18 protein-coding genes are annotated in these 15,542 nt (G+C 55.6%); 12 read left to right on the forward strand and 6 right to left on the reverse strand.

What is annotated here, in order from left to right; all coding sequences use genetic code 11:
• Positions 1 to 45 precede the first annotated feature (45 nt).
• The 3 genes from AC1V0D_RS11435 to AC1V0D_RS11445 all read left to right on the forward strand — a co-directional run bounded on the left by AC1V0D_RS11435 (position 46) and on the right by AC1V0D_RS11445 (position 2,705).
• Entirely contained in the window at positions 46 to 339 is a 294-nt protein-coding gene (locus tag AC1V0D_RS11435; RefSeq protein WP_009092502.1) for a co-chaperone GroES, read from the forward strand.
• A gap of 48 nt (positions 340 to 387) precedes the next feature.
• Entirely contained in the window at positions 388 to 2,037 is a 1,650-nt protein-coding gene (gene groL / locus AC1V0D_RS11440; protein WP_009092501.1) for a chaperonin GroEL, read from the forward strand.
• Between the two features lie 320 nt (positions 2,038 to 2,357).
• Entirely contained in the window at positions 2,358 to 2,705 is a 348-nt protein-coding gene (locus AC1V0D_RS11445) for a DUF4156 domain-containing protein (protein ID WP_009092500.1), read from the forward strand.
• 53 nt (positions 2,706 to 2,758) lie between these two features.
• Here AC1V0D_RS11445 and epmB read toward each other — a convergent pair whose 3' ends face one another.
• Positions 2,759 to 3,787: an EF-P beta-lysylation protein EpmB gene (gene epmB, locus AC1V0D_RS11450; protein WP_009092497.1), complete on the reverse strand. Its 1,029-nt coding sequence runs from the start codon at positions 3,785 to 3,787 to the stop codon at positions 2,759 to 2,761.
• A gap of 43 nt (positions 3,788 to 3,830) precedes the next feature.
• Here epmB and efp point away from each other — a divergent pair, with 43 nt between their 5' ends.
• The 3 genes from efp (at position 3,831) to AC1V0D_RS11465 (ending at position 4,816) form a co-directional block, all read left to right on the forward strand.
• Complete coding sequence (gene efp / locus AC1V0D_RS11455; protein ID WP_009092495.1) at positions 3,831 to 4,397, forward strand: elongation factor P; 567 nt, start codon at positions 3,831 to 3,833, stop codon at positions 4,395 to 4,397.
• Positions 4,398 to 4,448: 51 nt separating this feature from the next.
• Positions 4,449 to 4,580 carry an entericidin A/B family lipoprotein gene (locus tag AC1V0D_RS11460; RefSeq protein WP_009092493.1) on the forward strand — a complete coding sequence of 44 codons (132 nt, stop codon included), beginning with the start codon at positions 4,449 to 4,451 and terminating at the stop codon, positions 4,578 to 4,580.
• 101 nt (positions 4,581 to 4,681) lie between these two features.
• A complete protein-coding gene (locus tag AC1V0D_RS11465; RefSeq protein WP_003848302.1) occupies positions 4,682 to 4,816 on the forward strand; it encodes an entericidin A/B family lipoprotein in 135 nt (44 codons plus the stop codon).
• A 54-nt stretch (positions 4,817 to 4,870) separates the two neighbouring features.
• Here the strand turns inward: AC1V0D_RS11465 and AC1V0D_RS11470 are convergent, their stop codons facing one another.
• Positions 4,871 to 5,395: a lipocalin family protein gene (locus AC1V0D_RS11470; RefSeq protein WP_111208268.1), complete on the reverse strand. Its 525-nt coding sequence runs from the start codon at positions 5,393 to 5,395 to the stop codon at positions 4,871 to 4,873.
• A 135-nt stretch (positions 5,396 to 5,530) separates the two neighbouring features.
• On the opposite strand from AC1V0D_RS11470, the gene epmA reads away from it, so the two are divergent.
• Entirely contained in the window at positions 5,531 to 6,508 is a 978-nt protein-coding gene (epmA, locus tag AC1V0D_RS11475; protein ID WP_009092488.1) for an elongation factor P--(R)-beta-lysine ligase, read from the forward strand.
• Positions 6,509 to 6,659: 151 nt separating this feature from the next.
• Here epmA and degS read toward each other — a convergent pair whose 3' ends face one another.
• From degS to zapG, 3 genes are all read right to left on the reverse strand, one after another.
• On the reverse strand, positions 6,660 to 7,721 hold the full coding sequence (gene degS / locus AC1V0D_RS11480; protein WP_046101068.1) for an outer membrane-stress sensor serine endopeptidase DegS: 1,062 nt from the start codon (positions 7,719 to 7,721) through the stop codon (positions 6,660 to 6,662).
• 89 nt (positions 7,722 to 7,810) lie between these two features.
• Entirely contained in the window at positions 7,811 to 9,184 is a 1,374-nt protein-coding gene (gene degQ / locus AC1V0D_RS11485; protein ID WP_482907437.1) for a serine endoprotease DegQ, read from the reverse strand.
• A 108-nt stretch (positions 9,185 to 9,292) separates the two neighbouring features.
• Complete coding sequence (gene zapG, locus AC1V0D_RS11490) at positions 9,293 to 9,694, reverse strand: Z-ring associated protein ZapG (RefSeq protein ID WP_009092485.1); 402 nt, start codon at positions 9,692 to 9,694, stop codon at positions 9,293 to 9,295.
• A gap of 178 nt (positions 9,695 to 9,872) precedes the next feature.
• Here zapG and zapE point away from each other — a divergent pair, with 178 nt between their 5' ends.
• The 5 genes from zapE (at position 9,873) to sspB (ending at position 13,525) form a co-directional block, all read left to right on the forward strand.
• Positions 9,873 to 11,000, forward strand: coding sequence for a cell division protein ZapE (zapE, locus tag AC1V0D_RS11495; RefSeq protein ID WP_482907438.1), 1,128 nt, complete (start codon positions 9,873 to 9,875; stop codon positions 10,998 to 11,000).
• A 227-nt stretch (positions 11,001 to 11,227) separates the two neighbouring features.
• The gene (rplM, locus tag AC1V0D_RS11500; protein WP_009092483.1) at positions 11,228 to 11,656 is read left to right on the forward strand and encodes a 50S ribosomal protein L13; all 429 of its coding nucleotides are present in this window, start codon (positions 11,228 to 11,230) and stop codon (positions 11,654 to 11,656) included.
• 15 nt (positions 11,657 to 11,671) lie between these two features.
• Entirely contained in the window at positions 11,672 to 12,064 is a 393-nt protein-coding gene (gene rpsI / locus AC1V0D_RS11505; protein ID WP_008925401.1) for a 30S ribosomal protein S9, read from the forward strand.
• A 330-nt stretch (positions 12,065 to 12,394) separates the two neighbouring features.
• Positions 12,395 to 13,036 carry a stringent starvation protein SspA gene (sspA, locus tag AC1V0D_RS11510; protein WP_009092481.1) on the forward strand — a complete coding sequence of 214 codons (642 nt, stop codon included), beginning with the start codon at positions 12,395 to 12,397 and terminating at the stop codon, positions 13,034 to 13,036.
• Between the two features lie 3 nt (positions 13,037 to 13,039).
• Complete coding sequence (gene sspB / locus AC1V0D_RS11515) at positions 13,040 to 13,525, forward strand: ClpXP protease specificity-enhancing factor (protein WP_009092479.1); 486 nt, start codon at positions 13,040 to 13,042, stop codon at positions 13,523 to 13,525.
• A 113-nt stretch (positions 13,526 to 13,638) separates the two neighbouring features.
• Here sspB and AC1V0D_RS11520 read toward each other — a convergent pair whose 3' ends face one another.
• A complete protein-coding gene (locus AC1V0D_RS11520; protein ID WP_009092478.1) occupies positions 13,639 to 15,396 on the reverse strand; it encodes a sulfite reductase subunit alpha in 1,758 nt (585 codons plus the stop codon).
• Positions 15,397 to 15,542 lie beyond the last annotated feature (146 nt).

The raw sequence follows: 15,542 nt of genomic DNA on the forward strand, positions 1-15,542 counted from the left end.
AACCCCAAAACTGAATGATTGGACTTCTCAAAGGAGAGCTATCACATGAAAATTCGTCCATTGCACGATCGCGTCATCGTCAAGCGTAAAGAAGTTGAAGCTAAATCAGCTGGCGGCATCGTGCTGACCGGTTCTGCAGCCGGTAAATCCACCCGTGGTGAAGTTCTGGCTGTCGGCAATGGCCGCATCCTTGAGAGTGGCGACGTTAAGCCGCTGGACGTGAAGGTTGGCGACGTGGTGATCTTCAACGAAGGTTACGGCGCTAAAACCGAAAAGATCGACAACGAAGAAGTGCTGATCATCTCTGAAAGCGACATTCTGGCGATTGTCGAAGCGTAATTTTTTCGCGTAACTCACTGAACGAAACGAATTTAAGGGACAATTGAAATGGCAGCTAAAGACGTAAAATTCGGTAATGACGCTCGCGTAAAAATGCTGCGTGGCGTGAACGTACTGGCAGATGCAGTAAAAGTTACCCTGGGCCCGAAAGGCCGTAACGTGGTTCTGGATAAATCTTTTGGTGCACCGACCATCACTAAAGATGGCGTGTCCGTTGCGCGTGAAATCGAACTGGAAGACAAGTTCGAAAACATGGGCGCGCAGATGGTGAAAGAAGTGGCCTCTAAAGCGAACGACGCTGCAGGCGACGGCACCACCACCGCGACCGTACTGGCGCAGGCTATCATCACCGAAGGTCTGAAAGCCGTCGCCGCGGGTATGAACCCGATGGACCTGAAGCGCGGTATCGACCAGGCCGTTGTGTCTGCCGTTGAGAAACTGAAAGCGCTGTCTGTACCTTGTTCAGACTCTAAAGCGATTGCGCAGGTGGGCACTATCTCTGCTAACTCCGATGAAACCGTGGGCCAGCTGATTGCTCAGGCGATGGAGAAAGTGGGTAAAGAAGGCGTGATCACCGTTGAAGAAGGCACCGGCCTGCAGGACGAGCTGGATGTGGTTGAAGGTATGCAGTTTGATCGCGGCTACCTGTCACCGTACTTCATCAACAAGCCAGAAACTGGTGCGGTTGAACTGGAATCGCCGTTCATCCTGCTGGCTGACAAGAAAATCTCTAACATCCGTGAAATGCTGCCCGTGCTGGAAGCCGTTGCGAAAGCCGGTAAACCTCTGCTGATCATCGCGGAAGATGTTGAAGGCGAAGCCCTGGCAACGCTGGTGGTCAACACCATGCGCGGCATCGTGAAAGTGGCTGCGGTTAAAGCACCAGGCTTCGGCGACCGTCGTAAAGCCATGCTGCAGGATATCGCTATCCTGACCGGCGGTACCGTCATCTCTGAAGAGATCGGTATGGAGCTGGAAAAAGCTGCGCTGGAAGATCTGGGTCAGGCAAAACGTGTTGTGATCAACAAAGACACCACCACCATCATCGACGGTGTGGGTGAAGAGACCACCATTCAGGGCCGTGTTACCCAGATTCGTCAGCAGATCGAAGAAGCGACCTCTGACTATGACAAAGAAAAACTGCAGGAGCGCGTCGCGAAACTGGCAGGCGGCGTAGCCGTTCTGAAAGTGGGCGCGGCCACTGAAGTTGAAATGAAAGAGAAGAAAGCGCGCGTTGAAGATGCACTGCACGCAACCCGTGCTGCTGTCGAAGAAGGCGTGGTTGCAGGTGGTGGTGTGGCGCTGGTTCGCGTTGCAGCACAGCTGTCAGAGCTGCGTGGTCAGAACGAAGACCAGAACGTCGGTATCAAAGTTGCGCTGCGCGCGATGGAAGCACCACTGCGTCAGATCGTCTCTAACGCCGGTGAAGAGCCTTCTGTTGTGGCGAACAACGTGAAAGCGGGCGACGGTAACTACGGTTACAACGCGCAGACTGAAGAGTACGGCAACATGATCGACTTCGGTATCCTGGACCCAACCAAAGTGACCCGTTCTGCACTGCAGTACGCGGCCTCTGTTGCGGGTCTGATGATCACTACCGAGTGCATGGTCACTGACCTGCCAAAAGGCGACGCACCTGATTTAGGCGCTGGCGCTGGCGGTATGGGTGGCATGGGCGGTATGGGCGGCATGATGTAATTGCCGTTGACTGCCTGAGTCACAAAAGAACCCCCGACCGGAAACGGCCGGGGGTTTTTCTTTTGGGCAGGAAAATAGTATAAGTAGTGGCGCAATCGTACGTCTTTCCTCCTGATATTTCCCGTTGTCTGCACGCTGTCTGCAGTTGTCCGGCTGAATTCACTGATGTTCAGTTCATTCTTCAGGCAGGCAGAGTCGCCGAGACGTAACATGAAATATTGAGGGGATATAACGGGATTAAGGCAATGAATGTGCAGAAAAAAGTGCTTTTTTTCTGCTACGCTGCCACCCGACTCTGATGATAATAAATGGGGATTACAATGCGGATTAACCTCTTGCCCGGACTGACGGCTGGCGTGTTATTGCTGGCGGGCTGCAGCAGCTCTACGCAACTCTCTTCAGCAGGCGAGCGCGTGACGTTTACCGATCAGCAGCCTGCCAGTTCCTGCCAGCTTCTGGGCAACCTTACCGGCTCACAGAGCAACTGGCTGAGCGGTGCAGGCGGCGAAACCAGCGCACTGCGCGGTGCAGCCAATGACCTGCGCAATCGCGCCGCGGAGATGGGCGGCAACGTGATTTATGGTGCCACCAGCCCGACACAGAATCTGCTGTCTGCGTTCGCGCCTCTGGACAGCAAAATGACCGGTCAGGTCTACAAGTGCCCATAATGTGGCATAGGTAGTACAGCGAATCTCAGCGGCCAGCCTTGTGCTGGCCGTTTTTATTCCTGACGCAGCTGTAAATCCAGCGGCGTTTTACTCGGCTCTCCGCCAATTTCCCGCGCCAGTTTCGGCACCAGATAGCCGGAAACCTGTGACAGTAACGCCCGCACCAGCTGGCGCGCCTCATCGTCAGACACAAAGAAATGTGCGGCACCCTGCACCTTATCCAGCACGTGCAGATAGTAGGGCAGAATGCCCGCATCAAACAGGGCATTGCTCAGGGTGGCCAGCGTCTGCGCATTATCGTTCACGCCCCGCAGCAACACGCTCTGATTCAGCAGGGTGACACCGGCCCGCTTCAGGCTGCTCATCGCCTCACGCAGCGCATCATCAATCTCCTGCGCATGGTTGATGTGCGTCACCATTACCACCTGCAGGCGGGTCGCGCGAAGCATCTCACAGAGCTGATCGGTAATGCGTGCCGGAATCACCACCGGTAAACGACTGTGGATGCGCAACCGCTTCAGGTGCGGGATCTTTTCCAGCGCGGCAATCAGCCACGCGAGTTCATGATCTTTCGCCATTAATGGATCGCCGCCGGAGAAGATAATCTCATCCAGTTCCGGATGATCGGCGATATAGTCCAGCGCCGCCTGCCAGCTTCGCTTATTACCGGGATTATCCTGATAGGGGAAGTGACGGCGGAAGCAGTAGCGGCAGTTGACCGCACAGCCGCCTTTGACCAGCAATAACGCCCGGTTGCGGTATTTATGCAGCAGTCCGGGCACCGCGTTACTTTGTTCATCGAGCGGATCGGTGCTATAACCAGGCGTATCGATGAATTCCTGACGCTGCGTCAGAACCTGAAGCAGCAACGGGTCGTGCGCATCGCCTTTTTTCATCCGGCTGATGAAGGCATGCGGAACGCGCAGAGCGAAAAGCCGCCGCGCATCCGCGCCAGCGGCCAGCTCAGGATGCTGTTCCAGGGCTAAAATACGCAGTAATTCATCAGGTTCAGTGACAACATCAGCAAGTTGCTGCAACCAATCTTCTCTGGAAGGTATTTTTAGGGTTACAATGTGTGCCATTTTTTTGGCTTAGTACCAGTATCAATTTTCGTAGAGGGCCTTCATGGCGACTTATTCTAGCAACGATTTCCGTCCCGGTCTTAAAATCATGTTCGAAGGCGAGCCGTATGCCATCGAATCCAGTGAGTTCGTTAAACCGGGTAAAGGTCAGGCATTCGCACGCGTTAAAATGCGTCGCCTGCTGACGGGTTCTCGCGTTGAGAAAACTTTCAAATCCACCGACTCCGCCGAAGGCGCAGACGTAATGGATACCAACCTGAGCTACCTGTACAACGACGGTGAGTTCTACCACTTCATGCACCAGGAAAGCTTTGAGCAGTTCCCGGTTGAAGAGAAGACTGTGGGCGAAGCAGCGAAATGGCTGCAGGACAACGCAGAATGTATCGTTACGCTGTGGAACGGTCGCCCTATCGCCGTTCAGCCGCCGAACTTTATCGAAGCTGAAATCGTGGAAACCGATCCAGGCCTGAAAGGTGACACTGCCGGTACCGGCGGTAAACCTGCCAAGCTCTCTACCGGCGCGGTTGTAAAAGTGCCACTGTTCGTTCAGGAAGGCGAAGTGGTGAAAGTTGACACCCGCTCTGGCGAATACGTGTCACGCGTGAAGTAAGAGTCGCAGGCGCATCTCCGGATGCGCCTTTTTCTTGTCTGAGAGAAAAAAATGAAAAAGCTGGCAAAATTAATCGCATTCGCGTTGCTGGTCTCCTCTGCATTAAGTGCCTGCAACACATTCCACGGTTTTGGCGAAGATGTCTCCCACTTAGGTGGTGCCATTTCGCGTGCGGCAAAATGACCTTAACGGCTTCTCCTTTTTAAAGTTCCGCGGCAGCATCCGCCGGAAATCCGGCTATGCTTAAAGCGCTGTACTTTACATCCATCAAAAAGGACATTGTCATGTTAAAGAAAAGTATTGCCGCGATCTTCTCTGTACTGGTGCTCTCTTCACTGCTGACGGCTTGCAACACCACGCGTGGCGTGGGTGAAGACGTCGAAGCGGGTGGCCAGGCGATTCAGAACAGCACGAAGTAACCTGTTATTACAGCCGGTACGAAAACGGTTTTGTACCGGCTTATTCCCTCTGCACTATTTCTGTTTCACCCAGATTAACTCATCAACCGGGAAGCCATCCCGGCGCGCCTGATCAACCAGCTTCTCTTTGACGCCCGGCTCCAGCTGCGGTGTGCGCGACAGTATCCACAGGTAGTGGCGATTCGGGCCACACACCAGGGCATAGCGGTAGTCGGGATCCAGGGCGATAACGTTGTAGCCGCCGTAGAAGGGGCCAAAGAACGAGACTTTCAGGGCGGCGCGCTGCGGCTCACCAGTGAAGTAGGCCTTACCGACGCTCTCCTGCCAGCGCTGTTTTTTCACGTTATAGCCACGATTGATCACTTTCAGGCCGCCATCTTCACGCGGGCTGTAGTTAGCCGTGACCTGCTCCAGACCGCGTTCAAACGGATGATTGAGGCGGGCAATCTCATACCACTGGCCGAGATAGCGCTGGCTGTCAAAGTTCTCAACAACCGTGACGTTTTTGGGTGGCGTGGTGCTACAGGCAACGGAGAGAAAAGCGCTGAGGCTGGCGACAAGGGTTTTCCATAGAGACATAGCGGGATTCCTTTGTGATTTAACTGCTTAAGTATAGAAGCCGAAGCGCTGTTTTTGGCATCGCCGGCATGAGATTGTTTGCCGCAGGCATTGCAGGTAGACTTCCACCCCTTATTTGTATCAGGAGTCATCACCATGAGCGAAACGGCAAGCTGGCAACCAAGCGCATCCATCGCCAATTTGTTAAAACGCGCCGCGATTTTAGCGGAAGTGCGTCGTTTCTTTGCCGATCGTGGCGTACTGGAAGTGGATACGCCGGCGATGAGCCAGGCCACTATTACCGATATCCATCTGGTGCCTTTCCAGACGCGTTTTGTCGGGCCTGGTGCGTCGCAGGGGCGCGATCTCTGGCTGATGACCAGCCCGGAATATCATATGAAACGCCTGCTGGCAGCGGGCAGTGGTCCGATCTATCAGATGGGGCGCAGTTTCCGCAATGAAGAGGCGGGACGTCATCATAATCCGGAATTCACCATGCTGGAGTGGTACCGGCCGCACTACGACATGTACCGCCTGATGAATGAGGTGGACGATCTGCTGCAGCAGGTGCTGGAGTGTGACAGCGCAGAGTCGCTCTCCTATCAGCAGGCCTTTATCCGCCACCTGGATCTGGACCCGCTGTCGGCAGATAAAGCGCAGCTGCGTGAAGCGGCAGAGAAGCTGGGCGAAGGCGAGCTGGCGCGTGCAGAAGAGGATCGCGATACGCTGCTGATGCTGCTGTTTATGCTGGGCGTGGAGCCGAAGATTGGCCAGGACAAACCCTGCTTCGTTTATCATTTCCCGGCCAGTCAGGCGGCACTGGCGGAGATCAGCACCGAAGATCACCGCGTAGCTGAACGTTTTGAGGTCTATTACAAAGGCATTGAGCTGGCGAACGGTTTCCGTGAGCTGACCGACAGCCGCGAGCAGCGTCAGCGGTTTGAGCAGGATAACCGTCGCCGTGCGGCGCGCGGTCTGCCGGTCCATCCTATTGATACTTATCTGCTGGATGCGCTGGCGCACGGTATGCCCGCCTGTTCCGGGGTCGCGCTGGGTATCGATCGGCTGATTATGCTGGCGTTAAAAGCAGAGTCACTGAGTGAGGTGATCGCCTTTCCGGTTGATCGCTGCTAGTCCGTGACTCACAGACGATGACGGAGCAGAGGGGAAGGGGTGGCGCGGATGAAGAGCAAAGCGTCCGAGCCAGGATGGCGAGGCCGACCGCCAGGGATGGCGGCCTTCTTTGCGATCAGCCGGGCCACCCCTGACCGGGCACCCGTTTCAGCTAACCACTGTTATCAGGAAATTCCTGAATGGTGACCGGCAGCGTCAGTTTCTGATCGTTGCGCAGCACCTGCACATCAATCACGGAACCGGGACGAATCTCTGCCACCTGATCCATGGTCTCCTGCGCCGAGATGGCTGGCTTACCGTTTACGCTGAGCAGTACATCGTTGGCCTGAATCCCGGCCTTGTCCGCCGGTCCATCCGGCGTCACCACGCTGACGATAATGCCCTGAACCCGATCCAGATTGCTGCCCTGTCCATGCAGCGGCGGCAGCTCACGACCGGTAATACCGATATAGCCGCGGATCACCCGACCATCACGAATCAGCTTATCCATGATCTTCGAGGCTAAAACGGTGGGGATGGCAAAACCAATGCCTTCCGGCGTTTCGCCATCGTTACTTTTATCAAAGGTCAGGGTGTTGATGCCCATCAGTTCGCCAAGCGAGTTAATCAGCGCGCCACCGGAGTTACCCTGATTGATCGACGCATCGGTCTGCAGGAAGTTCTGGCGGCCTGATGAACTCAGTCCAACCCGGCCCGTAGCGCTGATAATGCCCTGCGTCACCGTCTGCCCCAGGTTATAGGGGTTGCCTATCGCCATCACGACATCACCGATATGCGCCTGGCGATTGGGATTGATCGGGATGACAGGCAGGCCGGAGGCGGTGATCTTCAGCACGGCCAGATCGGTCATGCCGTCGGAACCGACCAGCGTGGCCTCAAAGAAGCGGCCATCCTGCAATGCCACAATAATCTGATCGGCATTATTGATGACGTGCTTGTTGGTCAGGATGTAGCCTTTGGCATTCATAATCACCCCCGAGCCCAGGGTGGTAATGCCACGGTTGTTGTTGCCGTGGGCGCTCCGGTTATAAACGTTTACAACGGCAGGCACGGCGCGGCGCACCCCCTGATTGAAGCTGAAGGGCGTTTCGTCGTTGATATCGTCGTGGTTATAGAGGGCGTCGCTGCCCATACGCAGTGCAGGCAGTGCTGCGAGTAGAATACCCGCCACAATCAGGCCCAGCACTACGGCACGCAAAAGTTTAAGAAACATGGTGTTAAATCACGCCAGGGGAGATCGCTGGGCAGAATAACATGAGAGCGGCGGACACACACGCGCTTGTGTCCGCCATAATGCGAGGTTTATCTCAACAACAGATAGATACTTTCATCGCCGCGCACCACGTTCAGTGCCAGAACCGGCGGTTTGCCTTCCAGTATCTTGCGCATCTCAGCCAGGTTCTGAACCCGGTTGCGGTTTACGCCGATGATCACATCATCTTTCTGCAGGCCAACCTGTTCAGCCAGTGTCCCTTTTTCGATGGTGTCGACCTTCACGCCTTTGTCGCCGGTTTTGGTCTGTCCATCACTCAGGGTGGCACCCTGCAGGGCCGGAGACATCAGCTGGGCGCTGGCGGTGGTCTGAGCGCTCTGCTCCAGCGTAACGGTGACCGTCACCGGTTTGCCTTCGCGCAGCAGGCCAAGCTTAACCTGTTCGCCTGGTGGGGTCGTGCCCACTTTTACCCGCAACTCAGCGAAGCTGGTAATCGGCTTGTCGTTGATTGAGGTAATGATGTCGCCGGACTTGATGCCCGCCTTCTGTGCGGCAGACTGCGGTAACACTTCCGAAACGAAGGCGCCGCGCTGCGCGTCGACATTGAATGCCTTCGCCATATCGGCCGTCATTTCGGTGCCTTTAATACCCAGCTGACCGCGCTTCACTTCGCCAAATTTAATCAGCTGCTGCGCGAGGTTCATCGCCATATCGCTCGGGATAGCAAAGCCGATGCCGATATTGCCGCCGCTGGAGGCCAGAATGGCGGTGTTGATCCCAATCAGCTCGCCGTTCAGGTTGACCAGCGCACCGCCGGAGTTACCGCGGTTAATCGCGGCATCGGTCTGAATAAAGTTTTCCAGCCCCTCCAGGTTAAGGCCGCTGCGGCCCAGCGCAGAGATGATACCGGAGGTCGCCGTCTGGCCCAGACCAAACGGGTTCCCGATTGCGACCGCAAAATCACCCACTTTCAGCTGGTCGGAGTCCGCCACTTTAATCTGCGTGAGGTTTTTCGCGCCCTGGATCTGAATCAGGGCGATATCGGTCTGTTCATCATGACCGATCAGTTTGGCTTCATACTCACTGCCGTCGCCAAGCTGCACGTTGATTTTGTCGGCACCGTTCACCACATGATTGTTGGTCAGCACGTAGCCTTTCGCTGCATCAATGATCACGCCCGAGCCCAACCCTTCAAACGGCTGTGGCTGATTATTCCCGCCAGGCATCTGACCGAAAAAACGTTTCAGGGGCTCAGGGATATCCTGAGCCTGTTCGCCGGAATCGGTGCCTTCCACGTGAACGCTGACCACGGCAGGCAACACTTTTTCCAGCATCGGTGCCAAACTCGGCAGCGGCTGGCCCGCAATTTGTGCTGGCAGCGTTGCCATCGCGTCTGGCGCGGCGGCAAGGCTCATCCCGATACTCAAGGCTAATGCGCTAAACAGGCGTGCTTGTTTTTTCATTGCTACAACGCTCTCGCTGCAAAGTGGGAGGATTTAATGAGTGTGACAGTCGTTTGTGGTCAGGGTTCGCAAAAACAGCGGGCGCAGACAGGCTGCGCCCCAAAAAGATTAGTCGCGGGCAGGGCGCTCGCCACGCAGTAAACCAGATGCGCCTTCAGAGTAGTCGCGCGGCATCTGCACCGGCACCTGATCGTTGTCAGCTTCCGCTTCAGTCAGCTGATAGGCAAAAGGATTCTGCTGACCCGGCAGATTCGGCAGCAGATCGTTAGAGCCTTTCGCCATGTGCTGATAAAGCTGACGATAGTCACGCGCCATGTTGTCCAGCAGCTCGGCGCTCTGTGCGAAGTGGTTCGTCAGCTCTTCGCGGTAATCGGCCAGTTCGGCCTTCGATTTTTCCAGTTCATACTGCATGCTGCGCTGCTCACGCAGCTTTTTGTTGCCGAAACGCATGGCGACTGCGCCGACAATAATACCTACCACTAAACCAATTAGCCCGTATTCCCAGGTCATAATGACTCCCGTGTTTTTTCCATTGTTCCGTAGGGCGTTGCACCATTTCAATAATAGTCACTATACCCGTTAATCTTATGGATGTGGAACTCCGGAGCAGCATGGCTTAGTGTAGAACGGCCTTTTTTTCAGCAACCGTGGTATGAATCAGACACTATTCAGGGACTTTGAAACAACAATGCAAACCTCATCTCCGCTTGCACGTTATGAGCAGGCGCTGTCGCAGGGCGAATTCAGGCCCGATGACGTACAACGTGAAGCGATTACCCGTTTAGACGCCCTGCAGCAGGCGCTGGTTGCCCGGCAACAGGCTGCCGCGCCCGCCTCATCCGGCCTGCTGGGTCGCCTGTCGAAATTGATCGGTAAAGAGAAAAATGCGGCGCCCCAGCCTGTTCGCGGGCTCTACATGTGGGGCGGCGTCGGGCGCGGCAAAACCTGGGTCATGGATCTCTTTTTTCAGTCTATTCCTGGCGAACGCAAACTGCGCCTGCACTTCCACCGTTTCATGCTGCGGGTGCATGAAGAACTGACGCAACTGCAGGGGCAGAGCGACCCGCTGCTGATTATCGCGGACAAATTCAAAGCGGAAACTGACATCCTCTGTTTCGATGAATTTTTTGTCTCCGATATCACCGACGCGATGCTGCTGGGCACGCTGATGGAAGCGCTGTTTGAGCGCGGCATTGCCCTGGTGGCAACCTCGAACATTCCGCCGGATGACCTCTACCGCAATGGCCTGCAGCGCGCGCGTTTTCTGCCGGCTATTGAGCAGATAAAACGGCACTGTGATGTGATGAATGTGGATGCCGGCATCGACTACCGGCTGCGGACACTGACCTCGGCGCATCTGTGGAACTATCCGCTCAACGAGGCCACCCACACGGAGATGGCGCGCATGTTTAAGGCGCTGTCGGGCAGCCAGCCGGAGGAGGCGCCGGTGCTGGAGATCAACCATCGCCAGATGCCGACGCTGGGCGTCAGCAACGGCGTGCTGGCCATCAACTTCACGACGCTGTGCGGGGAAGGGCGCAGCCAGCATGACTACATCGCGCTTTCCCGCCGTTTTCACAGCGTGCTGCTCTATGACGTGCCGGTAATGATCTACAAAACCGAAGATCAGGCGCGCCGTTTCCTGGCCCTGGTTGACGAATTTTATGAGCGTCACGTGAAGCTGGTCGTGGCCGCAGAAACCTCGCTGACCGAGATCTATCAGGGGACGCGGCTGAAGTTTGAATACCAGCGCTGTTTATCGCGGCTTCAGGAGATGCAGAGCGAAGAGTATCTGCGCCTGCCGCATCTGCCGTGAGAATAATCAGGATAAATACCGAAATAGGGTTCGATTTTTGCAATCGACTTCTCTATAATCTTGCGACCCCACGTTACAGCAAAGGATTTTTTTCCCAAATCCTCTGTGTTCCAGTAACTCTATCCGAAGGGGTGGCTTGCTGGTCAAAATGGTCGTGTGAGCCTCATTCGTTTACTTAAGCGTTTGGGATTTCACCAACGTGTAACTTAATTTGGGTAAGCTTTTCGATGAAAACTTTTACAGCTAAACCAGAAACCGTCCAACGTGACTGGTTTGTAGTTGACGCAACGGGCAAAACTTTGGGTCGCCTGGCGACTGAACTGGCGCGCCGTCTGCGTGGTAAGCATAAAGCGGAATACACTCCGCACGTTGATACGGGTGATTACATCATCGTTCTGAACGCAGAAAAAATTGCTGTTACCGGCAACAAGCGTACTGACAAGATCTACTATCACCACACCGGCCACATCGGTGGTATCAAACAGGCGACCTTTGAAGAGATGATTGCTCGCCGTCCTGAGCGTGTGATTGAGATCGCGGTTAAAGGCATGCTGCCGAAGGGCCCGCTGGGTCGTGCTATGTACCGTAAGCTGAAAGTTTACGCAGGCAACGAGCACACCCATGCGGCACAGCAACCGCAAGTTCTTGACATTTAATCGGGATTAAAGGCAATGGCTGAAACTCAAAACTACGGCACTGGTCGCCGCAAAAGCTCTACCGCTCGCGTATTCATTAAGCCGGGTAGCGGTAACATCGTAATTAACCAACGTTCTCTGGAACAGTACTTCGGTCGCGAAACTGCCCGCATGGTCGTTCGTCAGCCGCTGGAACTGCTGGATCTGGTTGGTAAATTCGATCTGTACGTCACTGTTAAAGGTGGCGGTATTTCTGGTCAGGCTGGTGCGATCCGTCACGGTATCACCCGCGCTCTGATGGAATACGACGAATCACTGCGTGGCGAGCTGCGTAAAGCTGGCTTCGTAACGCGTGACGCGCGTCAGGTTGAACGTAAGAAAGTCGGCCTGCGTAAAGCACGTCGTCGTCCTCAGTTCTCCAAGCGTTAATTGTTTGCAGCTCCGGCTGCGGCAATTGGCTCAAAAAACCCGCTTCGGCGGGTTTTTTATTTTCTGCCTTCCCGTCTGATAACGGTGAAAACCGTAAGCCCGCGCTCAATTTACCTGCAAAGATTCATTCCACGCCCACAAGCAGCCTAAAATCTGGTAAACTCTCTGTCACTTTGCGCCCGCAGGCCGGTGCGTTATGCGCCTTCCCGCTGTCGGGGCGTCAGTTTTACGGCGCAGCTGACCAGGTTGCGTGCGAGTTCGACAAGCAAGTGAGTCGCCGTGTGGTTGGCTATTCGCAGTATCTTTTTGTGAACAAACTTGGAGGTTTTCATGGCTGTCGCTGCCAACAAACGTTCGGTAATGACGCTGTTTTCTGGTCCTACTGACATTTTCAGCCATCAGGTACGTATCGTTCTGGCGGAGAAGGGTGTCAGCGTAGAGATCGAGCAGGTCGAAATGGATAACCTGCCGCAGGATCTGATTGACCTCAATCCGTATCGCACGGTACCGACACTGGTAGATCGTGAGCTGACGCTGTATGAATCCCGCATCATCATGGAATATTTAGATGAGCGCTTCCCGCATCCGCCACTGATGCCGGTTTATCCGGTTGCCCGTGGTGACAGCCGCCTGATGATGCACCGCATCGAGCAGGACTGGTACAGCCTGATGAGGAAGGTTGAGAACAGCAGTGGTCAGGAAGCCGAAGCCGCACGCAAACAGCTGCGTGAAGAGCTGCTGGCGATCGCGCCGCTGTTTGGCCGCACGCCTTACTTCATGAGCGAAGAGTTCAGCCTGGTGGATTGCTACCTGGCACCGCTGTTATGGCGTCTGCCTTCAATGGGCATCGATTTGATTGGCTCTGGTTCAAAAGAGCTGAAAGGTTACATGAACCGCGTATTTGAGCGTGACTCTTTCCTCGCTTCATTAACTGAAGCTGAACGTGAAATGCGCCTGCAAGCACGGGCTTAACGTATGGAAATGTCGCAACTTACTGCACGTCGTCCCTATCTGCTGCGCGCCTTCTATGACTGGTTGCTCGACAACCAGCTGACGCCGCATCTGGTGGTCGACATCAATCAGCCAGGTGTTCAGGTGCCGCTGGAGTACGCGCGTGATGGTCAGATTGTCCTGAACATCGCGCCTCGTGCTGTCGGCAACCTCGATCTGGCGAATGACCAGGTGTCGTTTAACGCCCGCTTTGGGGGGGTTCCTCGTCAGGTTAACGTGCCGATGGCGGCAATTCTGGCAATCTATGCCCGGGAAAACGGTGCCGGAACGATGTTTGAACCGGAACCGGCTTACGAGCTGGATATTCAGGAGGCGTCAGAAGGTCAGGAAGAGACTATGATGTCCGTGATTGATGGCGATCGTCCCGACGATGCCAGCGATGATGAGACACCGCCTGATGACGATCCACCGCCGCGGGGCGGACGACCTTCACTGCGCGTCGTGAAATAACCGCAGCATTCTTAAAACAGATACCCGCCTCTCCGGCGGGTATTTTTTTGCCTGTCAGCCATAAAAAAATCCGGCTGCCTGCGCAAACCGGATTTTTCATCACACCTTCGCTATCAATAGACGTCGCGCAGGTAACGCTTCTCTTTCTTCAGCTGGTCGACATAGTCCGCTGCGCGCTCGCTGGAGAGGCCACCGAACTGGCGAACCACTTCATACAGCGCATTATCCACATCCTTCGCCATGCGCGATGCATCGCCACAGACATAGAAGTAAGCGCCTTCCTGCAGCCAGGCATAGAGTTCTGCACCCTGCTCCAGCATCCGGCTCTGCACGTAGATCTTCTTCTCCTGATCGCGTGAGAACGCCAGGTCAAGCCGCGTCAGCAAGCCATTATCCCGCCAGGCGAGCAGTTCATCCTGATAGATAAAGTCATGTTCCTGATGCTGATCGCCGAAGAACAGCCAGTTTTTGCCCTGCGCGCCGGTTGCCTGACGCTCCTGCAGGAAAGCCCGGAAGGGCGCGATGCCGGTGCCAGGTCCCACCATGATCAGCGGAGCGCTGTTATTGGCTGGGACGCGGAACGCTTTGTTCGGCGAAATAAAGATGGCTGGCTTTTCGCCACGACGTACGCGCTCAGCCAGGTAGGTTGAGCAGACGCCACCACGATTACGGCCGCCGCTGTGATAACGCACCGAGGCAACGGTCAGGTGCACCTGATTCGGATGGGCTTTAGAGCTGGATGAAATTGAGTAAGCGCGATGCTGCAGCGGACGCAGCAGGGCAACAAACTCAGGCACCGCCAGCGTGCGCGTCAGGTCAAGCTGCAGCAGGTCAAGGCTATCTTTGCCCCACAGCCAGACACCCAGCGCATCTTTGTCGTCGTGCTGTAACACATGACGCAGCTCCTGGTTGGTGGTGTTCTGCCCGACCCATTCGATGAGCTTGCGCGACGGTTCAGAGATCTCAAACTGGTAGGTCAGCAGGTCGCCGAGGCTGCGGTCAAAGCCGGGCACCGGCGTCTCGTAGTCGGCATTAAGCTGGGTCAGCAGCAGGCTGACCAGCGATGGCTCGTTGACCGGAATGACGCCGAGCGCATCACCCGCTTCATACTTCAGGCCGCTGTCGGTCAGGTCAAACTCAAAATGTCGGATATCTTTGGCAGACTGCTCGCCAGAGAGGCGCTTGTTGGTGATTAGCGCCGCGGCGTAAGGGTTCGATTTGTTGCTGCCCGGGATGACCGGTGCTTCAGGCGCGCTCTCCAGCACGGTGCCGCTGCTGCCTGCGCTGGCCGCAAACTGAGGCATGGAGCTGTTCAGCCACTCGCTGGATGGCTCTTCATAGTCTATATCGCAGTCGATGCGATCCACCACGCGTTTTGCTCCCAGCTGCTCAAGGCGCATATCGATGAACTTGCCCGCCTGACAGAAGCCGTCATAGCCGGTATCACCGATTGCCAGCACGGCAAAATGCATCTGCTCCAGGCGCGGTGCGGTACTGGCAGAGATCGCATCCCAGAAGAGCTGCGCGTTATCCGGCATCTCGCCTTCGCCGTAGGTTGAGGTGACGATCAGCACATGGCGCATGGTGGCAAAGACGTCGAGGTCGACATCGCCCAGCGCCTGAACCACCGGCACCAGCCCTTTAGCACGCGCCGATTTCGCGGCGGTCTGCGCCAGCGCTTCGGCATTGCCGGTCTGTGAGCCGTAGAGAATGTGCAGTTGCGTGGTCGCGGCTGCGCCTGTGCCCGCAGCGGGTTGCTGCTTGTCTTCTAATACCAGCAGACGGGAGTGAAGACCCGCGAGAAAGCCAGCCAGCCAGTATTTCTGATCGCCATTAAATGGTGCATCTTCTGGAATATAAGGAATTTTCATGGGTACTTTTACTCAATCCCGTTCTTCCCCGTCATCAGTAACGCTGGCCGGTTTAAGCAGTTCCGCTTTCCCACACCGCGGTGTGCGGCTGGGGAGAGCGGTTCTGCATCTGTCCGGTACAACGACGACTCCGGGCAATGATCAAT

It is taken from the genome of Pantoea sp. PA1, assembly GCF_056856975.1.